This window comes from Microbacterium sp. LWO13-1.2 (assembly GCF_038397725.1).
In the GTDB taxonomy this organism is placed as follows: domain Bacteria; phylum Actinomycetota; class Actinomycetes; order Actinomycetales; family Microbacteriaceae; genus Microbacterium.
In genome coordinates, this window is the sequence record NZ_CP151634.1 from 944,449 (window position 1) to 967,634 (window position 23,186).

A 23,186-nucleotide genomic window follows, 5' to 3' on the forward strand; every position below is an offset into this window, starting at 1 on the left:
GGCGGGAAGCGCCACAACGTGGGAAAAAACGATGCGTCAGGAGAAAATGTTCGGCTCCGCTTCGTCCATGATGCGGCTAGTACGATCGGGGCGTGCGGTGTCGCAGATCGACTTCATTCCGCGTCATCCTCGCCTCGGTTCTGCTGCTGGGCTCGATGGCCGGCTGTGCGGCGACGCCATCGGAGCCTGACCCGCAGCCGCTGAGCGTGGAGGAAGCGGAGCTCTTCGCGGTCACGCGCTTCCACAACTTCGATCTCGGAACGCGGTCGTTCACCTTGTCATCTCCGGATGCTGCGGGCGAGGTTGCCGTGAGCGGCTACGTCGACTTTCCCGATGGCCTCGTCTACGGGGCCGTCACCCAAGACGGCACGCCCGTCGGCCTATTGAAGGCATCGGCCCAGACGCTATCGATCCGCGAGCAACCGACGACGAGCGAGCCCATCCTGCCGATCCCGGAAGATGGGTGGCTGAGTCAGGAGTTCGATCCGTCGGACTCCGCCCTTGCGGGGGCCATCGCGGTACTGGTCTCCCTCGGGTCCGACCGACCCGAGAACCCGCAGCTGCTGCGGCAGTCCGATGCGGTCTCGCTCGGCACAGAAGACATTCGCACCGAATCCGGGAGCGTCACCGCGCAGGTGCTGGTCGGTCCGAGCGCCTCAGGCGGGTCTGCGCAGCCGATCGAGGATCGCGCGCACTACTGGGTGCTGAGCGATGGCACGCTCCTCCGCGTCGAGCTTCCCCGCGGCGACGATGCGTCACCGGTCGTCATCGAGTTCGCCGACGCCGAGGGCGTCGATCTCGGAGAAGGTCTCACTTCGGACTAGCGTTCCCGCTCACAATTGGCAAACGGTTGCCAACCTTCCATTTCGGGTGTTAGCCTGTGCCGGAAAGCCTGGGGATGGCTGGAAAAACTGCACGTTCGGCGAGCACTCGATGCATCGTCAGCGCAGAGTTCCGATGGAGGTGCTCGTGTACTCGGTTGAGACGCTGACCACGCGCGACCCCTCGCAGCGGATCCAGGGTGAGTGGTGGATGAGTCAGGTGTCGTCGCTCCTCGCGCCGCATCGGGTCGATCTCTCCACGGACTGCTCCGCCGACGTCGTGCGCCAGCGATCCACCCGGTATCAGGTCGTCGGATGGCGTGAGGAGTGCCCGGGAGTGGCGCGTTCACCGCACCAGCCCCATCACGTTCCGCCCGAGGTGGCGTCCTTCTACATTCCCTTCGTCAACGACACCGGAGCTCTATCGGTCAGCGGCGCTCGCGATTCGGGGAGGCCTTGGGGCGCCCTGGTCTGTGCGGATTCCGAGCTTCTCGAGCTTCGCGACGGAAATGGCTTCGCCTATATGGCACTGATCATCCATCGCGACCGGGTCCGGATGCCTCCACCGGACAACGCCGGAGATCCCGCCCCCCTCCACCTCGATCTCAGTCGAGGCATCGGGCGAATCCTGAAGGACCAGCTCCGGCTCGTCCATCAGGAACGCGATCATCTGGATGTCACCTCATTCGACCTCATGCTCGACCACGTCGTCGACCTCCTGGTGATGCTCGCCAATCCCGCGTCGACGGAGCCCCCCACAGAGTTGTCCTGGGCGCTGCTCGCGTCGCTCCGGCAGATCATCCGGGAACGCGCCCATGACCCCGCGCTCGACGGCTTCGCGCTGGCCGCGCGCCTCGGGTGGTCCTTGCGACACGTGCAGACGCAACTTCGCCTGCACGGAACCACGCCATCCGACCTCATCCGGGAGGAGCGTCTCAAGGTCGCTCGGCGCCTCCTGAAGGACCCCGAGTCACGAGCACTGAGCATCGGGCAGATCTCAACCGCATCCGGGTTCCGCGACCTGAGCACCTTCAGTAACTCCTATCAACGACGCTATGGCGAACGGCCATCGGCCACGCGCGTGCGGCGGATCACCACTCCGGTACCGACGCGCGCGATCGCCGAGAAGTCGGAACCCTTGTCGATTCTCTCGATCCCGGCCCCATGACGAAAACTGCACTGGCACCGGCACCTGTCGGCCGACTCGGCGCCGACCGGTGCCGCGACAGCGAAGTGAGCAGGCTTCAGCCGGCGAGCGTCAACAGCATCCGTGCGAGCGCGTAGCGGGTGTGCCCGCGGGAAGTGCGCGGGTCGTACCCCAGGGTCTCCACGAGAGAGGCCAGGCGTTCTTGCACGCTGGAATGATGCCTTCCCAGACGGATGGCGGCCGCCCGCACACTGTGCTCGTCGATGACAGCATCCAGCAGTTCGAGACTGCGCTCATCCAGGCGGGCCAGGGCAGTCACGTCGGGATGCGGGGGTTCGCCGTCCGCCGCCTGGGCGACGATGAGCCCGAGACCGAGCTCATCGGCGTGGATCACCCGCTCCGCCGGACTGGAAAGTCGCGCGGCGACCAGAGCAGCCGACCAGGATGCCGGGATCTGTGCGCCGGAGACGGCAAGTCCCACGCCGAGACGCAGGCCTGAGGCGTCACCCCACGCCTGCAGCGCGTCACTGGCGGCATCCACAATCGTCGCGCGGGTGAGGCCGTGGCGGGTCGCGACCACGGCGGACGGATGCTGCGGCAGCGGTGCCGGCTCCGGCGGCGAGGCGACGACACGCACCAGACCGGCGGGCAGGCGAAGCCTCGACACGGCCGCTGCCCGCTCCTCCGTGTTCGCGTACGTGCTGATCGCGAGCTCGACGGCGCTCTCCGCCCCGACGGAGCGACGCGCGCGGATGATGCCGAGCGCCAGCGCGAGCCGCTCGAGGATCATCGCGTCGTTCGTGTGGGGCGCGCCCTCGCGCTCGATCCAGGCGACGGCATCGGTTCCGACTTCCCGCAGCGTCCAGGCACCGCCAGGATCGACGGGATCGATGCGCACGCCGTCGGCCCGGATTCGGACGAGCTGCCGGCCGTCGCGCTGCCCGACCGTGGCTCCGCTGAGCACGGCCGCCCCCCGCAGCGTGCTCTCGACGCCGACGGAGTGCTGGACGAGCGCATCGAAGTAGGAGACGACTTTGAGCGTCTCGCTCGCATCCGGGTCGAGGGCGGTGAGCCGCCCCAGCAGATCTTGCATGTCGGGCTCCATCGCGCGGGAGTTCCACCCTATGGGGTCGCGCGCCGCGACCCCATAGGGTGCGAGTTCAACCGAGCAGGCGGTTCACCCAGTTGTCGCGCGCAGCGGCGGTCGCCTGCGACACGGCGGCGTGGGGTGCGAACATGTCGAACCCGTGGAAGCCGCCGGCCCAGACGTGCAGTTCGGCCTGCACCCCGTCCTTCCAGAGCTTCGTCGCGTAGGCCACATCCTCATCGCGGAAGACCTCGGCGCTGCCGCAGTCGATGAACGCGGGAGGAAGTCCGGAGAGATCGGTCGCCCTCGCCGGCGAGGCGTACACCGTGACGTCCGCGGAGCCGCGGCGGTCTCCGAGCAGTGCGGTCCAGCCCGTGAGATTCGACCCTCGGTCCCAGACACCGATGCCGTCGATCTGCTGCGCCGATACTGTCGAGTCGCGGTCGTCGAGCATCGGGCAGATGAGCAGCTGCCCGATCAGCGCCGGCCCCTTCCGGTCCCGAGCGAGCAGGGCCGTGCCGGCGGCCAGCCCACCGCCCGCGCTTGCGCCGCCGATCAGCAACCGGTTCGGATCGACTCCGAGTTCTGCGGCGTTCTCCGCGGTCCAGACCAATCCGGCATAGCAGTCCTCGACCGGGTAGGGATCGGGGAACTCCGGTGCGAGCCGGTACTCGACCGTCACGATCGCCCCGTTGTACCGCTCCGCCCAATCGAGGAAGCCGACGACTCCGAGCCAACGGTTGCCGATGATCATGCCGCCGCCGTGCGTGTGGAAGAAGCCGGGACCGGTCCCCGTGCGCCCCTCCTTCTCGATCACCGTGACGATGATCTCTCCACCCTCATGACCGGCGATGGTGACGTCGCGCCAGGTGAAGCCGCGATCGGCGAGCACCTGCAGCGTCTCGTCCGAACCGCCGACGGGCGCCTGCCGGAGCAGCGGGATCATCTCCGCTGTCAGGGTGGGAGGGATCTGGTCGCCGATGAGCGCGAGAGCCGCCTCGAGTTCGGGATCGAAGGGCGGGCGAAGAGTGACGTCAGTCATCAGAACTCCTTTGTTCTCGGCCGCCAGCGCAGCGGCGCTCCGCCAGCCTCCTGCACGTCGCACACGAGCGTAACCCGCCGAGCGCGGCCGATCCGCCGACATTCGACCGCCGAGTGGCGGGTCCTGGGCCTGCTCGAGTCGCCTTCTCTCCGTACGCCGTTCAGCCGATCGGGACGCGATGGATACCGAGGTCGGTGCGACCGGGAAGCAGATCCGCTCGGAGTGCTCGGGTGCCGTGGTACTCGCCGTCGCGGAGTCGGCGGTAGGGGGTGCTCGGCGATTCGGCGCGGATCCCGGAGAGCCGTTCGACCAGCCGCGCGCTCTCGTGATCGACCCCCGTCGACTCCAACCCGTCGGCGTCGTGGACGACGTGCAGGTCGAGCGGCTCGATCCCGGTGTACCAGAGGGTGCCATGGGTGAGCGGGAACAGCAACGAGTCCACGTCTCCGCTCACGCCCCGTTCTCCGAGGGAACGGTCGTCCTCACCGGCCGTCACGATCACGAGGGCACGGCGCCCGGCGAGCAGGCCGTCGCCGTAGCGCAGAGGCAGACCGGTGTGCGGGTCGAGCGGACCGTAGGCGAACCCGTTGGTCAGCACGCGATCGAACCACCCCTTGAGGATCGCCGGGGGTCCGTACCACCACAGCGGGAACTGGAGCACGACGAGATCGGCTGCCTGAAGCTTGCGCTGCTCCTCGCTCACATCGGACGGCACCTGCCCCTCGGCATACGCCTCGCCCATGAGGTCGACGACGTTGCCTTCCCTCCCCTGCGGGTCGCCCAGATCCGGGGCCGCGAGCACAGGATCGAACCGCTGGCGATAGAGGTCGGTCGTCTGCACGTCGTAGTCGCGCGACAGCGCCTCCCGCCCGTCACGGAACAGCCGGGCGTTGAACGAGTTCTCCTGGGGGTGTGCGTAGATCCAGTGGACGGTCGGGCGCGTTGCGGACACGGGCGGCCTTTCTTCAGCGGGATTCGCGGACAGAGGGCTTGGGCGCGCGCCTCCAGAGCGGCAGGAGCGCTGCGGCGACGACCATCCCGGTGGCAAGGAGGAGCGCGACGATGAAGCCGCGATGCCCGACGATCGAGGCGATCGTGCCGAGCACGGCGATTCCGAGGCCGCCGCCGAGGGCGAAGCCGACCTCCTGGATCGCCCCGACCTGGCCGGCGTCGTCGTCGGTCGTCACGTCGAAGAGGGTCGTCGCGGCGAGCGTGGCCGCGATCCCGAACCCCACCCCGACCAGCACGAGCGGGATCGCAACGAGATCGACCCCTGTCGCGAGCCAGGCGAGTCCCGCCCCCTGCACCATGAGCGCCAGCACTGTCAGCGCTGGTGACGTCAGCCATCGGAGGAACAGGGGTGCGAGCACCCCGCCGAGCGCGATCGCCACCGCCTGCGGAAGGATCGCGATCCCGGCTTCGGCCGCGCTGTACCCCCTGGCATCCTGCAGGTGCAGACTCACCAGGAGCACGGATGCCGTCGACACACCGCCGCTCGCCACGATGCGCACGATGGCAGGGCTGAACCCGGGCACTCGGAAGAGTCGCATGTCGATGAGGGGTTCGCGCAGGGTGCGCTGGCGGCGGATGAAGAACACGAGCGTCACGACCGCGACGAGTCCTGCGATGCCCGCGGCGAGCGGAGCCGCGAGCACCTCGTGCAGGGCGAAGACGAGAGCCCCGAGGGCGACGATCGACGACACGATGCTGAGGATGTCCCACGACGGTGGCCGCGAGCTGCGGGAATCAGGAACGAGCCAGATCGCGAGCACGCCGGCGACGACCGCGAGCGGCACGCTGCCCAGCAATAGCCAGCGCCACCCTGGACCCTCCGTGACGAGTCCGCCGAGCACCGGACCCAGAGCGCTGCCTGCGCCGAAGGTCGCGGTCCACAGCCCGTACGCCAGCACGCGCTGGCGTGCGTGATACTGCGCTCCGATCGTGGCCACGACGCCGGCCACGACGAAGGCCTCGGCGACGCCCAGCAGAGCCCGCACCACGACCAGCAGCATCCCGTCCTGGGCGAACCCGCCCACGGCGTTGAGCACTGCGAAGCCGGCGAGCCCGAGGAGCACGATCCGTTTGCGCCCGAACGCGTCGCCGATCCGCGCGGCGATGATCAGCGTCGCGGCGAGAGAGAGCGCATAGACGTCGACGAGCCAGAGAGCGCCGCTGTCACTGAGGGTGAGGTCGCCTCGGATCGCCGGAAGCGCTGTCGACATGCTGCTGATCGCGAGCGCGCCGATCAGGATGCCGAGAAGCAGCGGGATCATGGCGAGCCACGGGTGGAGGGCCGAGCGGGGGCGAGCGGCTATTACGGGTGTCGGGAAGGTCACCATCTCAGTCTCAGGGGCTAGTACACTTCTGACAAGTACGGTCATTGAGGGTACATAGTGACCTTTTGGATACTATGGCGTGAATGGAAGGCAGACCGATGAGGGAGAAAACGGAGCGCATCATCCGGGACTGGGCAGACGCGTGCGACGCCGAGGTCTCGATCGCGGTGCTCGGCGGGGCCTGGAAGCCCAGCATCCTCAGCCTTCTCGGCCAGCACGAGGTGCTGCGGTTCGGCGAGCTCAGCAGGCTGCTCGACGAGCCGACCGCTCGCGTGCTGACCCGACAGCTGCGCGAGCTGGAAGACGACGGGCTCGTCATCCGCACTGTCTATCGGCAGGTCCCACCCAAGGTCGAGTACCGGCTGAGCGACCTCGGCCGGGGGGCGATGCCGCTCGTCGACGCGCTGACGAGCTGGGGCGGTCGCTACGCCGCGCACCAGCGACGCGAGCTGGCACGGACGGCAGCCGAGCCCGAGCTGCTCGTCGAACTCGAGGCCGCCGACGCGCGCTGACCTCGAGGGTCCCGTTGCGGGTCGGCGGCGGAATGCTCGTCGCCCGCCGAAACAGCCGACAGCCCGCCGATAGACTGGGAACCATGTCCAAGGTCCTCCAGTCCCTGCCCGTCGGCGAGCGCGTCGGCATCGCTTTCTCGGGGGGCCTCGACACCTCCGTGGCCGTCGCGTGGATGCGCGAGAAGGGCGCGGTGCCCTTCACCTATACGGGCGACCTCGGCCAGCCCGACGAGGGCGACATCGAATCGATCCCCGGTCGTGCGCTCGAGTACGGCGCCGAGGCCGCGCGCCTGATCGACTGCAAGACCGCTCTGGTCGAGGAGGGCTTCGTCGCCCTCGCCTGCGGCGCCTTCCACATTCGCTCCGGCGGCAAGACGTACTTCAACACGACGCCCCTCGGCCGCGCGGTCACCGGCACGCTGCTGGTGCGCGCGATGAAGGAGGACGGCGTCGACATCTGGGGCGACGGCTCGACTTACAAGGGCAACGACATCGAGCGGTTCTACCGCTACGGACTGCTCGCGAACCCGCGTCTGCGCATCTACAAGCCGTGGCTCGACGCCGACTTCGTCACCGAACTCGGCGGCCGCAAGGAGATGAGCGACTGGCTCGTCGCCCACGACTTCCCGTACCGCGACTCCGCCGAGAAGGCGTACTCCACCGACGCGAACATCTGGGGCGCGACGCACGAGGCGAAGACGCTCGAGCACCTCGACGTCTCGCTCGAGACGGTCGACCCGATCATGGGCGTGAAGTTCTGGGACCCCTCCGTCGCGATCGAGACCGAAGACGTCACCGTCACCTTCGAGAAGGGGCGCCCGGTCGCGCTCAACGGCGTCGAGTACTCCGACCCGGTCGCGCTGGTGCTGGAGGCGAACACGATCGGCGGCCGCCACGGCCTCGGCATGAGCGACCAGATCGAGAACCGCATCATCGAGGCGAAGTCTCGCGGCATCTACGAGGCGCCCGCGATGGCACTGCTGTTCATCGCCTACGAGCGCCTGGTGAACGGCATCCTCAACGAAGACACCCTCGCCACGTACCACGAGCAGGGACGCCGTCTCGGGCGCCTGATGTACGAAGGCCGCTGGCTCGAGCCGCAGTCGCTGATGCTGCGCGAGTCGATCCAGCGCTGGGCCGGGTCCACGATCTCCGGCACCGTCACGATCCGCCTGCGTCGCGGTGACGACTGGACCATCCTCGACACGGTCTCCCCGAACCTTTCGTACGGCCCGGAGAAGCTCTCGATGGAGCGGGTCGGCGACGCCGCGTTCGGCCCGGTGGACCGCATCGGACAGCTCACGATGCGCAACCTCGACATCGCGGACTCGCGTGCCCGCCTCGAGCAGTACGCGGGGCTGGGTCTCGTGGGCGGTGCGACCGCCGAACTGGTCGGCCGCGTGACCGCCGGCGAATCCGGCGAGATCACGGAAGCCGTTCACGGCTCGATCTCCGAGGCCGACGAGTCGCTCGCGGATGCGGTGGACACGGCATCCGAGGGCGCGGCCTTCGACTCCGGCACCGACTGACGCTTCTCCTCGATGGGGGCGGATGCTGCGGCATCCGTCCCCATCGTCGTTTCTGCGCTCTCGCTGTGAGTCCGCCGAACTATCTTGCACATGACTGTGCATGTTAGCTACGATGGACGCATGTCCACCCGTGCACCCCGCAGCGATGCCAGAGCGAACCGCGCCGGCATCCTCGCCGCCGCGAGCGAGACGCTCGCCCACGACCCCCATGCTTCGGTCGATGTGATCGCCCGCAGCGCCGGTCTCTCGCGCCGCACCCTGTACGGACACTTCGACGACCGCGACGCTCTCATCCGAGAGCTCATCGCCAACGGAGCCCAGCGCTTCAACGCCATCGCCGAGTCCGTCACTGACGCCGACTCCCGACTCGCCCTCGCGCGCCTCGCCGCACGCCTCTGGCAGGAGGCCGCGCACGTGCAGGTCGCCGCCGCGCTCGCACTCGACGAGGCCCATGTCGAGCACACCGCCGCGGCGCTCGCCCCGCTGCGGCGCGCCGTCGCCGCTCTGGTCACCCGTGGGCAGGGTGACGGCAGCTTCCGCACCGACCTGGCCGCCCCGACGCTCGCGCGGCTCATCGAAGAGATGGCCCGCACCGTCGTCGCTCGCACCGATGCGGCGAGCGCGGGCGCCGCAAGCCTCGCCGTCCGCGTCGTGCTCTCGATCGCCGGGCTGTCCTGGCACGAGGCCGACGAGCTCCTCGCCGCACACCCCGACATCAGCGTCGACGCATGATGTCGCCGATCGACGGCCACATGCCCAACGCCTGGAGCGTCTTCCGGCGCGACGTGCGCCGACTGGCCCGCGTGAGCAAGGCGTGGATCATCATCATCGGCGTCATCGTGACGCCCTCCCTCTACGCGTGGTTCAACATCGTCGCCTTCTGGGACCCGTACGCGAACACCCAGAACGTCAGCGTCGCGATCGTGAACCAGGACGACGGAGCGACATCGGATCTGACCGGTGACATCGACGTGGGCGGCGAACTCGTCAGCCAGCTCAAGGAGAACGACCAGCTCGGCTGGGAGTTCATGGACGAGGACGACGCGATGGACGCCGTCCGGAGCGGGCGGAGCTACGCGGCGATCGTCATCCCCGAGGATTTCAGCCGCGACTTCATCAGCATCACGAGCGGCGAGTTCACGCGCCCCGTCCTGCGGTACTTCGTCAACGAGAAGGCGAACGCCATCGCCCCGAAGATCACCGATGTCGGCGCCTCGACGCTCGACACCCAGATCAACAGCACCTTCGTGTCGGTGGTCGCCGAGGCCGTCACCGGGCAGCTGAAGGATGCCGGTGAAGACGCCGAAGGCCGACTGGGCGATGCCCGCGACACCACCGTCACGGCCCTCGATGACGCCGTCGGCAAGGTCAGCACCGCACGCCAGGGCATCACCAGACTGCAGACCGGGCTCACCGATGCGCAGACCAGGCTCGACGGCGCCGTGTCGACGCTGGGCGAGGTCGACAACACGCTCGGCGAGGTGCAGAGCGCCGTCGCCCAGGCCCAGACCATCGCCGCCGAGGCGCAGCAGGAACTGCTCACCTTCACCGACAAGGTGACATCCGCCTACGTCTCGGGGGCCACCCTGTTCGCCGACGCGTCCTCGAAGATGAACGCCTCGATCGCGACCCTGTCGACCAGCCTGCGACAGGCGAACGTCGCGGTGGGTTCTGCGATCGATGACCTCTCCGCCGTGATCAAGGCCAACGGCACAGCGCTCGGCGAGCTGCAGGCCGTCCTCGACAAGACCGATCCCGGCTCCGCGGCAGCCCAACAGCTCAGCAAGGCGATCGACGACCTGAAAGAACGCAACGCCGCCGACCAGCAGGTGCTCGACCAGCTGAAGCAACTGAACAGCGACGTCTCGAGCACGATCGATTCGGTCAAGGCGGCCGCGAACACGGTCAATACCGCCGTGGGCACCGCCGCGACCTCGGCGGGCACCATCCGCGATGCGCTCATGCAGAGCGTCCCCGAACTCAACCGTGCGATGTCGGCGCTGTCCTCCAGTGCGGATGCGTTCTCGTCAGCCCTGGGCGCACAGCGCACCCAGGTGACGCAGGCACAGAACCTGCTGACCGGCATGAGGACTCAGCTCGCGGCGACCGCCGAGGCACTCACCGCCCTCGACGGCAACCTCGTCACCGCGCAGTCCGGACTGGGCGGTGTGCGCACCGATGTGCTGGCGCTCAGCGCCGCCGACATCTGGAATCGGCTCAGCACGATCAGCGGACTGGATGCCGAACAGATCGCGCAGTTCATGGCCTCCCCTGTCGAGGTGCACGAGAACGTCCTGTTCCCCACGAAGGCCTACGGCTCGGCGATGGCCGCCCTGTTCACCAACCTGTCGCTGTGGATCGGCGCGTTCGTGCTGATGGTCATCATGCGTCTCGAGGTCGACACCGAGGGTGTGGAAGGCGTCTCCGTGCGGCAAGCGTATTTGGGACGCTGGATGCTGCTGGCATCGATCGCCGTGTTCCAGGCCGTGCTCGTCTGCGTGGGCAACCTGGTCATCGGCGTCCAGACGGCGAACCCGTTCGCGTTCGTCGGGACCGGTGTGCTCATCGGCCTGGCCTATCTCAGCATCATCTACGCGCTGTCGGTGTGCTTCGGCTACGTCGGCAAGGGACTCTGCATCCTGCTGGTGATCTTCCAGATCCCGGGAGCATCCGGGCTCTACCCGATCGAGATGATGCCGGACTTCTTCCGCGGGCTGTACCCGTTCCTGCCGTTCACCTACGGCATCGACGCACTCCGTGAGACCATCAGCGGCTTCTGCGACGGCCACTACTGGCAGTTCATGGGAGCGCTCGCCGTCTTCGTCGTGCTGGCATTCACACTCGGGCTGTTCCTGCGTCGACGGCTGGGGAACTTCGCGCTTCTGTTCAACAGCCGGCTGGCGGAGAGCCACCTGCTGGTGAGCGAGGACGTGCAGATCACCGGTCGCCGCCGGACGCCGGAGATCATCCGCGCACTGACCGACGGCGACGGCTACCGCGCCGAGGTCGCCCAACGCGTTCGACGGTTCTCCGACCGGTACCCGACCCTGCTGCGACTCACGCTGATCGTGGGGGTCGCCGTCATGGCGCTGCTCGGCCTCGTCGCCTGGCTGCTCCCGGAAGCGAAGGTGACGATGCTCGGCCTGTGGGCACTGTGGTGCCTGATCCTCATCGCCGTCCTGGTCGCGCTCGAGTACGTCAAGCAGAGCATCCAGCAAGCCGCCGAAGTGGGGGAGATGCCGGAGGCCGATCTGCGCGATGCGCTGGCCGTCGAGATCGGGCGCGATGCGCTTCTTCTCCCCGTGTCTCACGACGCAACCGACGCCGCGACCTCGACCGCGCGCACCGCCGTGCTCGAGCGGCCGCACGTGGTCGCCGACGACACCGCCGTTCTGGAAGATCTCTTCGCGAACGATCCCGACCCGACACCGGACAAGGACGACGCCGAGGAGCTTGCGACCCAACCGGTCGCGGAACAGGCGGAGTCGGATGCCGGGCTCCCCGGCGAATCCGCCGACGATGGGCCCTCCGGACACGAAGGCGCCGATCTCGACGACACGGAAGACGACACGAAGCGGCCGGACGATGGCCCCGATCAGGAACGGCAGGAGCGCGAATGAAGAACATCCTGCAGGTGTTCCGACACGACCTGCGCCGGGCGACGAGCAACGTCATGGCCGTCATCGTGCTGTTCGGGCTGGTCATCATCCCTTCGCTGTTCACATGGTTCAACGTCATGGCCAGCTGGAATCCGTTCGAGAACACCAAGAACCTGACCGTCGCGGTCGCCAACACCGACGAGGGATATCAGAGCGATCTTGTTCCGATCCGCCTGAACGTCGGCGAGCAGGTGCAGTCGGCGCTGCGCGCGAACGACGATCTGCACTGGGTGTTCACCTCGAAGGAAGAGGCGATCGACGGCACGAAATCCGGCGAGTACTACGCCGCGATCGTGCTTCCGCCGACCTTCAGCGCCGACATGATGACGTTCTACTCGAACGGCGCCGAGCGCACCGAGATCGAGTACTACACCAACGAGAAGAAGAACGCCCTCGCTCCGAAGATCACCGAGCAGGGTGCAGGCGAGGTCTCCACCACCATCAACGAGGTGTTCACGGAGAAGCTCAGCGAGGCCGGCCTGAACATCATCACCTCGCTGTCCACGTATCTCGACGACGCCGACACGCAGGCGACGCTGTCGCGCCTGCAGGCACACGTCAGCGAAGTCGCCGCGCAACTGCGCGCCGGCTCGGCGACGGCCGACATGTTCACGTCTCTGATCGCCTCGAGCAGACCCCTGGTCGACAGTGCCTCCGAGCTCGCAACGGCGTCCGGCGATGCGCTGCGCGGCGCCACCGGCGCACTCGGCAATGGGAAAGATGCCGCCCAGTCGCTGAAGGACATCCTCGCCTCGACGGCGGCGACGCTCGGCGGCGCCCTGTCCGGCACGGCCGACAGCTATCAGGCCGTCGCCGACAGCGTCGACGACGTGTTCTCGTCGATGAGTGCGCAGTCGCAGAGCTCGGCCGACACGATCCGAGCCGTGGCGGCCCGGGTGCAGACGCAGATCGACCAGCAGCAGGAGCTGCGCGACACCCTGGTGAACGACGTTCGCCCGCTCCTGCCCGAGTCGGCGCTGGACTCGTTCGATCGGGCCGTGTCGCGGATCGATGGCGCGATCGCGCGACAGCAGGAGCTGCACGATCGCCTCGACGAAGCAGCGACGCACATCACCGACACCGATGCCGACGTTCAGGCCACGCACGCCGAGATCACCGGCCTGATCGCCGAGGCGAAGGCTGCCGTGAAGGATGCTCAGAACGCCTACACCGGCAGCCTGCAGCCGAAACTCGATGCGCTCGCCGAGACGCTCGCCGTCATCGGCGGCAACATCGACTCGATCGGCAACGATCTCTCGTCCGTGGCGGAGTCGCTCTCTGGATCCGACTCCCTGAGCACGGTTCTGGCGGACGCCGAGTCGCTGACGACCGACATCTGGGGCTCGCTCACCGAGACAGCAGATCGTTTCGATGCCCTCGCGGCCGCGCTGACGAAGGCCATCGATACCGGTGACCTCAGCGAACTCACGAAGGTCATCGGTGCGGATCCGCGGGCGCTGGCAACCCATCTCGCGGAACCCGTGTCGCTCGAGCGGGTCCCGGTCTTCTCGGTCGTCAGCTTCGGCGCGGCGATGACTCCGCTCTACACCGTGCTCGCGCTCTGGGTTGGAGCTCTCCTGATCTCTGTGTCGATCCGGGTCGACCCTCCGCAGGGCGGGGCCTCCGAGCTCCCTCTCCTCTCCCCCACTCAGACGTACCTCGGCAGGTTCGGCATCTTCGCGCTCGTCGGGTTCCTGCAGAGCACGCTCGTGTGTCTCGGCAGCGTGCTGTTCACCCAGGTGCAGCCAGAGCATCCGTTCCTGCTCATCCTGACCGGGTGGGTGATGTCGCTGGTGTTCACACTGATCATCTACACGTTCGTGGTGACATTCGGAAACGCGGGAAAGGCGTTGGCCGTGCTGATGCTCGTCGTGCAGATCTCCAGTTCCGGTGGCGCCTACCCGCTGCAGGTGCTTCCGCAGTGGTTCCAGAACGTCAGTCCGTTCCTGCCTGCCACGCACGCGGTCAACGCGATGCGCTCCGCGATCGCCGGCATCTACAACAACGACTTCTGGGTCTCGTTGGGCTTGCTGTCCGCGTTCATCCTGCCCGCCCTGCTGCTCGGCCTGGTGCTGCGCCTGCCGCTCATCGGCTTCAACAAGAAGCTGCTGCGCGCCCTGGCGTCCACGAAACTCATGTGACGCGCGTGCCGTCGCCGCCTCGGTAGGTATGATTCGAGGGCGCGCCACCTGAAACGCGCACCGGGGCTTGTTGGTACTGGGTCCCAGCACGCTACCCGAAAGAGCTCTCAACGATGACGACTGATTCGCAGGCGACAGCTGCACCCTCCCGACCCTCGCTAGGGGTGCGCGTCGGCCGCATCGCGTTCCTCGTGATCGCATCCATCGTCGTGCTCGCCGTCGGTGCCGCGTTCTTCGTCACCTGGACCATCCAGCGCTCGTTCCCGCAGACCGCCGGCGAGGTCGCGCTCGAAGGGCTGAAGGCCGAGGTCACCGTCCAGCGCGACGAACGTGGTGTGCCGACCATCACCGCCGACTCGACCGATGATCTGTTCTACGCCCAGGGATTCGTGCACGCGCAGGACCGCTTCTTCGAGATGGACTTCCGCCGCCACGTGACCAGCGGGCGCGTCGCCGAGATGTTCGGCGAATCGCAGGCGGGAACGGATGCCTTCCTCCGCACGCTCGGCTGGCGAGACGTCGCCGAGCAGGAGGTCGAGGCGATGGACGAGACGACCCTCAGCTACTACGAGTCCTATGCAGACGGCGTGAATGCGTACCTCTCCTCCCGCTCGGGTGCCGAGCTCTCACTGGAATATGCCGTCATCGGCATGCAGAACCCGGACTATGCCCCTGAGCCGTGGGAACCCGCGGATTCCGTGGCCTGGCTGAAGGCGATGGCCTGGGACCTCCGAGGCAACGTCGAAGACGAGACCGATCGTGCGCTGCTCGCCGCGACGCTCGACGAGGACACGGCGCAGGCCACTCTCGAGCAGCTCTACCCGGCGTACCCGTTCGGCGAAAACCCGGTGATCGTCCCCAAGATCTCCACGCTGCCGGTTCTCGACACCGGCGCCGAGGCGGCCTCCACCGGCCCGATGGGCGACGGAGAACTGCAGCAGGCGTCGACGACGGTCCAGTGGCAGGAGACGTCAGGCGTCATCGAGGCGGCGAGCGTGCTGGTGGGCGATATCGGAGAAGGAATCGGCTCCAACTCGTGGGTCGTCTCCGGCGCACTCACCGAGACCGGGTTGCCGCTCCTCGCGAACGACCCGCACCTCGGCGCATCCCTGCCTTCGGTCTGGTACCAGGTGCAGCTCAAGTGCTCCGAAGTGAACGAGGCCTGCCCGTTCGATGCCGGCGGCTTCTCGTTCTCCGGACTCCCGGGCATCGTCATCGGCCACAACGCGCAGATCGCCTGGGGGTTCACGAACCTCACCACCGATGTCACCGACCTCTACGTCGAGCGGATCGAGGGCGACCAGTACTGGCGCGACGGCGCTCTCGTCCCGCTCGAGGAGCGGACCGAGACCATCAAGGTCGCTGGCGGCGACGACATCGAGCTCACCATCCGCTCCACCGTGCACGGTCCGATCATCTCGGGTCTCGCGGATGACTTCACGGCGATCGCCGACGACCCCGTACCCGCTCTCGGAACCGCCGGAGCGACTCCCCCGGCGGGCGGGGACGACGCGGAGTACGCGGTGAGTCTTCGCTGGACCGCGCTCGACCCCGGCACGGCATCGACCGCCGTCTTCGCACTCTCCACGGCGCAGAACTTCGACGACTTCCGCCGCGCGGCGTCGCTGTTCGACGTGCCGGCCCAGAACCTGATCTACGCCGACTCCGAGGGGAACATCGGTTATCAGACACCAGGGCGCCTGCCGATCCGCGGGGCGGGAGACGGATGGATGCCGCAGCCCGGCTGGGACAGCAGCTACGACTGGACCGGATTCATCCCGTTCGACGAACTGCCGGTGTCGTACAACCCGAGCTCGGGATACGTCGTCACCGCGAACAACGCGATCGTGACAGACGACTACGACTACTTCCTCTCCCGGGACTGGGACTACGGTTACCGAGCGGCCCGGATCGCGCATCTGATCGAGCGTCGCGCAGCGACCGCCCCTCTGACCGCTCAGGACATGCGCGCCATCCAGATGGACAACGAGATGTGGGTCGGCAAGCAGCTGGCCATCGCGATGTCGGATGTCGACGTCGACGGCGCGGGTACCGCAGCAGCCGTGGACCTGCTCCTCACCTGGGATGCCCAGAACTCGGCGTCGTCGGCGGCCGCGGCCTATGCGAACGTCCTGTGGTCGAACCTCGCGCAGAACCTGTTCGCCGAGCGGGAGACCGCCCTGCCCCTCGGAGACCAGGGGCGCATGTCCACCGTGCTCGCCGCGCTCCTCGACGATCCGTCGGACCCGCTCTGGACCAACCAGAAGATCGGGGTGAAGGGCATGGAAGAGATGCTCGCCCTCTCCGCCGAGGAGGCATACCGGGAACTCGTCACCCTGCAGGGCGATGCGATGACGCGATGGAACTGGGGTGATCTGCACGCGATCACCCTCACCAGCGACACGCTCGGGTCGTCCGGCATCGCACCCATCGAGGCCCTCTTCAACCGCGGTCCGTTCCCGGTGAGCGGAGGCTCGTCGATCGTGAACGCGACCGGTTGGGAGCTGGGTACGTCCTACGCCACGACCACGGTGCCGTCGATGCGCATGGTGGTCGACCTGTCCGACTTCGACGCCTCCACCTGGAACCATTTCACCGGTGCCTCCGGGCACGCGTTCCACGCGAACTACACCGATCAGACCACGGACTGGGCAGCCGGCATCCAGAACCCCTGGCCGTTCACGGCGAAGGCCGTGGCCAAGGCGACCGTCGAAACCCTGGTGCTGACTCCGGCCGGTTAGATCGCGGATCCAACCGGGGATGCCGCGGTGGCCCGTCGGGCGATGAGCCAGATGCCGACGGCCGCGGCGAGGAAGATCCCGCCGAGGATGACCCAGCCGATGAGGCCGAGGCTGATCGCGGTGGCGTTCACGATGATCGGAGCGGCCAGCGCACCGAGCGAGAAGCCCATGCCGAACACACCCTGGTAGGCGCCGGCGCGCACCGGGTCGGCGAGTTCGAAGCTCAGGCCCCACGACCCGGCCTGCGACAGGATCTCGGCGAAGGTGTGGGCGACGGCGGCGGCGAGGATCACGGCGATCGCGAACCACGTCGGCAGCCCCGCGGCGAGCGCGTACACGACGCAGGCGACGAGCATCAGCCATCCCGCGATCAGCGTGACCTTGCCGGCGACTCTCAGATCGTGGGTGCCGCGCGAGGCCGGCACCTGGAAGATCACGACGAGCGTCGTGTTCACGATCAGGATCACCGAGACGAGCACCTCCGGCGCGGTGGTGCTCTGCGTGATCCACAGCGGCACTCCGAGCTCGGCGACACCGAACTGCATCCCGAAGATCGCCGAGAGGGCGCACATGAGCAGGTACCGCTGATCGCGCCACGGCGAGCGCCGACGCCAGTCGCTGTGCTCCGCCGCTGCCGAGGCGGCCGCCTCGACGTCGATCGAGCCGGTCTCCGTGCGCACCGGCGCGAGGCGGGAGCGCGACGGCGCGTCGACCGCTGCGGTCAGCCGGAGCAGCGGCAACGACCCGAAAGCGCACAGCAGTCCTGCTGCCGCGATCACCAGGCGATACGCCTCCGCGGTGCCGAGTGCGAGCGCGATCGCCGCGAATCCGGAGCCCACCGCGATCGAGACGTTGGTGACGGTCCGGAGCACGGCACGGGCGTGCACTCGGCGCTCGGAGGCGAATCCGCGCGCGATGATCGCTGCGCGCGCCGAGTATGCGATCGAATCGAAGAAGCCGGACAGGCTGGCGAGCACGAGCGCGGAGACGAAGTCGCCGACGAACGCGTACGCCGCCAGCATCAGTCCGGCCAGCACCTCGAAGCCGAAGGTCAGGCGCCTCGCGCTCCAGTGGTCGGCGAGCCAGCCGCCGAGGAAGGAGGCCACGGCGCCGCACCCGCTCGACACCGCGAGCACCACGGCCGCTTCACCGCCGGAGAGCCCGATGATCTGCGTGAAGAACAGCACGGTGACGGCGAGGAAGACACCTCGGCCGATCCGCGAGACGGCGGTCGCCGATACCAGCGCTCGGAGCACGGGGTCGCTCAGGTCGTCGGCGATCCGGGCGAACAGGCCCTTCTTCGGCTCCACCACCGGGATCTCGTCGGTTGCGGATTCTGAAGAGAGCACCCTTCATCCTCGCACGCGGCGGTCAGCCCGGTCGGATAGCGTGGTCGGATGCCGCAACGCCTGCTCGCGCCTCAGGACGCTCCCGCCTCCGTCGTCGAGTTCGAGCACGGCGGTGGCACGCTGATCGCCGAGACCTTCGGCCGCGGGGAGCACACCTTCATCCTGCTGCACGGCATCGGCATGGGGCGCAGCGTGTATCTCGACGTCGTGCGGAGACTCGACGGCCACGGCCGCGTGATCGCGTTCGACCTTCCGGGCTTCGGCGAGGCCCCGGAGCCGACGCGCACCCTCACCATGGAACGTCACGCCGATCTTGTCGCGGCGTATCTGCGCAGCATCGGCGAAACCGGGATCGTCGTGATCGGACACTCGATGGGCAGCCAGATCGCCGCGGAACTGGCGAACCGGCATCCCGAGCTCGTCGCCGGTGTCGTGCTCGCGGGGCCCACCGTGAACAGTGCCGCGCGCAGCATCCGCGCCCAAGCCTCCTACCTGTTGTGGGACCTGATCGGCGAACGACCGATCGTGCTCTGGCGGGGTGCACGGGAGTACCTCCGCGGCGGACCGCATCTGATCAGGAAGATCCGCGCGACCGTCGTCCACGACGCCAAGCGTGCGTACGGGCGCATCGTGCAGCCGACGCTGGTGCTGCGGGGCGAGACCGATCCGCTCGCGCCGATCGACTGGTGCCGCGACATCGTCTCCGCGATCCCCGAAGCCGAGCTGCGGGAGATCGACGGGCACGGCCACAGCACGCTGATCAGCGACTCCGGGCCTGCGGCAGAGTTCATCCGGCGCTTCGCAGACCGGATCTGAGGTCGGCCGCCGGCCCCGACCGGTTGCGCCCTGTGCGCCTGTTCATAACTCAGGAATCCTTGGTCGAATCGAAGCCTGAGACGCGGAGGCGACCCCGGCGCGGAGGATTCTTCCTGAGAACTGAACGCGACTGCGGGGAGAAGCGAGGTCCGAGCACCTCGATGATCTGTCGCAGAGCCTCCTGGACCTCGGCTGCGCGATAGAGCACGTCAGAAGCGAGCGGCCGAATCGTCATGTACCCCAGCCGGGCCGCGGCAAGATCTCGATAGCGGTCTTCTTTCTGCTTTCCCCAGCCCTCATGGAACTCTTTGCTGTCGCACTCGATGATCAACCAACCATCCACGAGGAAGTCGACGAAACCGACGCCAGGAATCTCGACCTGGGTCTCGTACGGCACACCCAGCGTGCGCAGCATCAATCGCACGAACGTTTCGGGACCGGAGGCCGCTGACGGATCGATCAGGCGGAGCAGCGCATGAAACCTGGAGGGAAGATCTAAGAAGATCGTCTCGAGCTGCGTCATGGTCACCACACGGTGGTGGACCAGACTGTCCAATGTCGCCAACGACGCTCTGGAGGTCTGGCAGCGCAGCGAATGTCGGATGGCGTCGTTCAGCGGCGTAACGTGCCGAGGTTCCGCAGACGAGGTGAGCCCCCAATGCAGCCTGCAGGTGCCTCCAGTGGGCGCCGTCAGTCGCGAGCTGTTGCGCGGGACGTGCACGTGCGCTTTCGTGACATCCAGGACGAATATCCCGAGAAGTTTGAGCAAAGAAAGGCAAGTGAGACGTCCGCCGATTCTCACTGCTTCGGCGATCTCGAGCGGCACTTCTGGGCGGGCGTAGCGATCCCGGCGGAGCCGCTTCAGCCGACCGCTGCGCACTGCGGTGGTGAGCTGCCGTGGCGAGAATCCGCGGGAGAGAAGATCGTCCCGGCTGAAGACCGTGGGGGCGAACAGCGTTCTGGCAATCTGCTTCGGCGTCAGTTCCATGCCGGACAGGATCTCGCCCACGACGCTGGCGCGGTGTGTGAATCCTCCCGATGTGGACAAGTATCCGGGCTGACACAGATGTGGAGGAAGAGTCGAGACGCACGCACCCGTTCACAACTCAGGAAGTTTGGTCCAACACACGTCGTTGCGGGTCTTCGCGCGCGCGAATGGCCACGTTCTTCCTGAATTGTGAACGCTGAGAGAGACCGACCCCTGCCTACCCCGCGGCGGGCGGGGTGCGCTTCGACTCGGCGAGCTCGTCGACCACGAGGTTTCGCTGCTCGATGGTGCCGTTGCGATAGGCCTGCCGACCGACCATATGGGCGGAGAGCGGGGCGGTGGCGAACTGCATGAGCACAATGGGGGCGACGAGCACGAGCCCGATCAGGATGCCGCCGATGCTGCGCTGCGACAGCGCGACCGCCGCGCAGATCAGCACGAGCCCGAGCACCTGCGGTTTGGTCGCGGCGTGCAGGCGCGACGGCACGTCGCGGAAATGCAGCAGACCCACAGCGGCAGACAGGCAGAGCAGTGCTCCGATGAGGATGAGGACGAGCACCGTCACGTCGACGATGGCGTCGGGGATCTCGAGACCGAAGACGTTCATGAGGTCGTGTTATCCCTTCTCGCCACGAACCGGGCGACCGCGATCGACCCGAAGACGCCGACGGCGGCGATGGTGAGGAGCACCGGGATGGAGCGCGTGTGGCCGTTGATCGCCATCTCGGCACCGAGCACGCACATCACTTCGGTGAGCAGCACGTCGGATGCCACGGCACGGTCGAGAATCGACGGGCCGCGCACGATCCGGATCACGGTGAGGATCGCCGCAAGCCCGAACACGACCATGATCGCCGTCAGCACGATGTTCATCGGACGCCTCCCGTTCGCTCGTCGGCTTTGAGTGCACGGTACTGCGCCGGGTCGCCGAGCGCCCGGACGATCCGCTGCTCCCAGCGCAGCACGCCGGCGCGCTGCTTCTCCACGTCATCGTGACTGCGGACACCGATCACATGCAGGTACAGGATGCGGCGATCGCGATCGGCCTCCACCACGAGCGACCCGGGGATCAGCGACGAGACGACCGCGACGTGCGCCATCATCAGGTCGTCGGCGTATCGCAGCGGGACGGCGATGATCGCGGCCCCCGGCTGACGGCGGAAGTCGAACACCTGCACCGTGACGCTGAGTGCGCCCTGCACGACGGCGAACAGGAACTGGACGACGAACAGTGCGGCGTACCAGAAGTTGATCCGCCCTGACAGCTCGACGGTCGGCAGCCGGAAGACTCGGGTGACGAAGATCGCGACGACCAGCCCGCTGACGAAGGAGAGCACGGTGAACTGCGCCCACAGGAGCATCCAGAGCACGACCAGCCAGGCCAGGAACGGAAGCTGCGCACGGATGCCGTGCAGAACGCTGCGACGGTTGTCCGGAGTCATGACCCCACCTCGTCTTCGAGCTGCACGAGGCTGATCGGTTCGAGAAGCGCGGCGCCGATCCGGTCGCAGAGCGCATAGAGAGGCCCGGCGAAGATCGACAGCGATACGGTGACGGCGACCATGCCGGCCGTCGCGACGGTCATGATCGCGGGGATGCGGCGCCGCTCCTGCTGCTCGTCGGCCGCCGGTGCATTGCCGAGGTGCGAGATGCGTCCCTCGGTCTCGGTGGAGTCCTCTTCCTCGCGCCAGAACGCCAGGTTCCACGCGCGCATCAGCGCGTACAGCGTCAGCAGGGAGGTGAGGATGCCGCCGAAGATGAGCACGATCATCAGGGGGGTGCCGACGGATGCCGCTGCCTCGAACAGCGCGAACTTGCCGATGAAACCGGAGAACGGCGGGAGGCCCCCGAGGTTGATGGCCGGAACGAAGTAGAGCAGGGCGATGACCGGTGCGACCTTCAGCAGGCCTTTCACCCGCAGGATCGAGGTACTGCCCGCCCGACGCTCGATGAGTCCGACGGCGAGGAACAGGGTCGTCTGCACCACGATGTGGTGGACGATGTAGTACACCGTCGCGCCGATGGCCGCGGGGGTCGCGATCGCCAGACCGAAGATCATGTAGCCGACGTGGCTGACGAGCGTGAACGAGAGGATCCTCTTCAGCTCGGCCTGCGCGACAGCGCCGAGCACCCCGACGATCATCGTCGCCAGAGCCACGATGAGCAGGACGGTATCGATGCTGTTCTCGGCGAACAGCTGGGTCTCGGTGCGGATCAGCGCATAGACGCCGACCTTCGTCAGCAATCCGGCGAAGACCGCGGTGACCGGGGCGGGAGCGGTCGGGTAGGAGTCCGGCAACCAGAACGACACCGGGAAGACGGCCGCCTTGATGCCGAACGCGATCACGAGGATGACGTGCAGCACGAGCTGGGTCTCCTGCGGCAGCTCGGCCATCCGTTCGGCGATCTGCGCCATGTTCACGGTGCCGAGCGCGCCGTAGATCATCGCGATCGCGGCGAGGAAGAGGATCGACGACACCAGGGAGACGACGATGTAGACGGCGCCGGCGCGGATGCGGGATTCGGTGCTGCCGAGAGTGATCAGCACGTACGAGGCGACGAGCAGGATCTCGAATCCGACGTAGAGATTGAAGAGGTCACCGGCGATGAAGGCGTCGAACACTCCGGCCGCGAGGATGAGGTACGACGGGTTGAAGATCGAGATCGGCGTCTCGTCTGCGCCGTCCGCGACGCCCTGGCCGATCGAGAACAGCAGCACCGCGAGCAGCACGATGCTGGAGACCAGAACCAGCAGGGCCGAGAGCCGGTCGACGTAGAGCACGATGCCGAACGGCACCGGCCAGCCGCCGACCGAGACGGCCAGTGCCGAGCCGCCGTCGACGGCGATCAGCAGGATCGTGGCGATCACCGAGACGGCGGCGAGGGTGGCCACCGTGACGATGACCTGCAGGCGTGCGTTCCGCCCGAACACGAGGGTGATCGCGGCGCCGAGCAGGGGAAGGGCGACGAGAAGAGGGACGAGCGCGCTCATGGGCGGTCCTCCTCTTCGTCGGTGGA

Annotated in this window: 19 protein-coding genes; 9 read left to right on the forward strand and 10 right to left on the reverse strand. The window is 67.5% G+C overall.

Annotated features, from left to right (window positions below; translation table 11 throughout):
* The first annotated feature begins 92 nt into the window (after positions 1-92).
* Both MRBLWO13_RS04435 and MRBLWO13_RS04440 read left to right on the forward strand, forming a co-directional pair.
* The gene (locus MRBLWO13_RS04435; RefSeq protein ID WP_341976597.1) at positions 93-824 is read left to right on the forward strand and encodes a hypothetical protein; all 732 of its coding nucleotides are present in this window, start codon (positions 93-95) and stop codon (positions 822-824) included.
* Positions 825-969: 145 nt separating this feature from the next.
* Positions 970-1,989: a helix-turn-helix transcriptional regulator gene (locus tag MRBLWO13_RS04440; RefSeq protein WP_341976598.1), complete on the forward strand. Its 1,020-nt coding sequence runs from the start codon at positions 970-972 to the stop codon at positions 1,987-1,989.
* A gap of 76 nt (positions 1,990-2,065) precedes the next feature.
* On the opposite strand, the gene MRBLWO13_RS04445 is transcribed toward MRBLWO13_RS04440, so the two are convergent.
* The 4 genes from MRBLWO13_RS04445 to MRBLWO13_RS04460 all read right to left on the reverse strand — a co-directional run bounded on the left by MRBLWO13_RS04445 (position 2,066) and on the right by MRBLWO13_RS04460 (position 6,370).
* Complete coding sequence (locus MRBLWO13_RS04445; protein ID WP_341976599.1) at positions 2,066-3,061, reverse strand: hypothetical protein; 996 nt, start codon at positions 3,059-3,061, stop codon at positions 2,066-2,068.
* Between the two features lie 67 nt (positions 3,062-3,128).
* Positions 3,129-4,097 carry an alpha/beta hydrolase gene (locus tag MRBLWO13_RS04450; RefSeq protein WP_341976600.1) on the reverse strand — a complete coding sequence of 323 codons (969 nt, stop codon included), beginning with the start codon at positions 4,095-4,097 and terminating at the stop codon, positions 3,129-3,131.
* Between the two features lie 160 nt (positions 4,098-4,257).
* Positions 4,258-5,049, reverse strand: coding sequence for an NAD(P)H-dependent oxidoreductase (locus MRBLWO13_RS04455; protein ID WP_341976601.1), 792 nt, complete (start codon positions 5,047-5,049; stop codon positions 4,258-4,260).
* 13 nt (positions 5,050-5,062) lie between these two features.
* Positions 5,063-6,370 carry an MFS transporter gene (locus MRBLWO13_RS04460; protein WP_341976602.1) on the reverse strand — a complete coding sequence of 436 codons (1,308 nt, stop codon included), beginning with the start codon at positions 6,368-6,370 and terminating at the stop codon, positions 5,063-5,065.
* 161 nt (positions 6,371-6,531) lie between these two features.
* Here MRBLWO13_RS04460 and MRBLWO13_RS04465 point away from each other — a divergent pair, with 161 nt between their 5' ends.
* The 6 genes from MRBLWO13_RS04465 (at position 6,532) to MRBLWO13_RS04490 (ending at position 17,015) form a co-directional block, all read left to right on the forward strand.
* Positions 6,532-6,945, forward strand: a complete 414-nt coding sequence (locus MRBLWO13_RS04465) for a helix-turn-helix domain-containing protein (protein ID WP_341976603.1) — start codon at positions 6,532-6,534, stop codon at positions 6,943-6,945.
* An 83-nt stretch (positions 6,946-7,028) separates the two neighbouring features.
* Positions 7,029-8,474, forward strand: coding sequence for an argininosuccinate synthase (gene argG, locus MRBLWO13_RS04470; RefSeq protein WP_341976604.1), 1,446 nt, complete (start codon positions 7,029-7,031; stop codon positions 8,472-8,474).
* A 120-nt stretch (positions 8,475-8,594) separates the two neighbouring features.
* Positions 8,595-9,206, forward strand: a complete 612-nt coding sequence (locus tag MRBLWO13_RS04475) for a helix-turn-helix domain-containing protein (protein WP_341976605.1) — start codon at positions 8,595-8,597, stop codon at positions 9,204-9,206.
* The gene (locus tag MRBLWO13_RS04480; protein WP_341976606.1) at positions 9,203-12,094 is read left to right on the forward strand and encodes a YhgE/Pip domain-containing protein; all 2,892 of its coding nucleotides are present in this window, start codon (positions 9,203-9,205) and stop codon (positions 12,092-12,094) included. Before MRBLWO13_RS04475 ends, MRBLWO13_RS04480 begins: the two co-directional genes overlap by 4 nt.
* Positions 12,091-14,274 (forward strand): YhgE/Pip domain-containing protein, encoded by a 2,184-nt coding sequence (locus MRBLWO13_RS04485; protein WP_341976607.1) that lies wholly within the window; start codon positions 12,091-12,093, stop codon positions 14,272-14,274. The genes MRBLWO13_RS04480 and MRBLWO13_RS04485 overlap by 4 nt, the downstream gene beginning before the upstream one ends.
* A 113-nt stretch (positions 14,275-14,387) precedes the next feature.
* Positions 14,388-17,015 carry a penicillin acylase family protein gene (locus tag MRBLWO13_RS04490; RefSeq protein ID WP_341976608.1) on the forward strand — a complete coding sequence of 876 codons (2,628 nt, stop codon included), beginning with the start codon at positions 14,388-14,390 and terminating at the stop codon, positions 17,013-17,015.
* On the opposite strand, the gene MRBLWO13_RS04495 is transcribed toward MRBLWO13_RS04490, so the two are convergent.
* Entirely contained in the window at positions 17,012-18,364 is a 1,353-nt protein-coding gene (locus MRBLWO13_RS04495) for an MFS transporter (protein WP_341976609.1), read from the reverse strand. The genes MRBLWO13_RS04490 and MRBLWO13_RS04495 overlap by 4 nt on opposite strands.
* 48 nt (positions 18,365-18,412) lie before the next feature.
* On the opposite strand from MRBLWO13_RS04495, the gene MRBLWO13_RS04500 reads away from it, so the two are divergent.
* Positions 18,413-19,180: an alpha/beta hydrolase gene (locus tag MRBLWO13_RS04500; RefSeq protein ID WP_341976610.1), complete on the forward strand. Its 768-nt coding sequence runs from the start codon at positions 18,413-18,415 to the stop codon at positions 19,178-19,180.
* A gap of 49 nt (positions 19,181-19,229) precedes the next feature.
* Here MRBLWO13_RS04500 and MRBLWO13_RS04505 read toward each other — a convergent pair whose 3' ends face one another.
* The 5 genes from MRBLWO13_RS04505 to MRBLWO13_RS04525 form a co-directional block, all read right to left on the reverse strand.
* Positions 19,230-20,168 carry a hypothetical protein gene (locus MRBLWO13_RS04505; RefSeq protein ID WP_341976611.1) on the reverse strand — a complete coding sequence of 313 codons (939 nt, stop codon included), beginning with the start codon at positions 20,166-20,168 and terminating at the stop codon, positions 19,230-19,232.
* Between the two features lie 217 nt (positions 20,169-20,385).
* Positions 20,386-20,775 carry a monovalent cation/H(+) antiporter subunit G gene (gene mnhG, locus MRBLWO13_RS04510; protein WP_341976612.1) on the reverse strand — a complete coding sequence of 130 codons (390 nt, stop codon included), beginning with the start codon at positions 20,773-20,775 and terminating at the stop codon, positions 20,386-20,388.
* A complete protein-coding gene (locus tag MRBLWO13_RS04515; protein WP_341976613.1) occupies positions 20,772-21,041 on the reverse strand; it encodes a monovalent cation/H+ antiporter complex subunit F in 270 nt (89 codons plus the stop codon). The genes mnhG and MRBLWO13_RS04515 overlap by 4 nt, the downstream gene beginning before the upstream one ends.
* Positions 21,038-21,610, reverse strand: coding sequence for a Na+/H+ antiporter subunit E (locus MRBLWO13_RS04520; RefSeq protein WP_341976614.1), 573 nt, complete (start codon positions 21,608-21,610; stop codon positions 21,038-21,040). Before MRBLWO13_RS04520 ends, MRBLWO13_RS04515 begins: the two co-directional genes overlap by 4 nt.
* Entirely contained in the window at positions 21,607-23,160 is a 1,554-nt protein-coding gene (locus MRBLWO13_RS04525) for a Na+/H+ antiporter subunit D (RefSeq protein WP_341976615.1), read from the reverse strand. Before MRBLWO13_RS04525 ends, MRBLWO13_RS04520 begins: the two co-directional genes overlap by 4 nt.
* Positions 23,161-23,186: the final 26 nt, after the last annotated feature.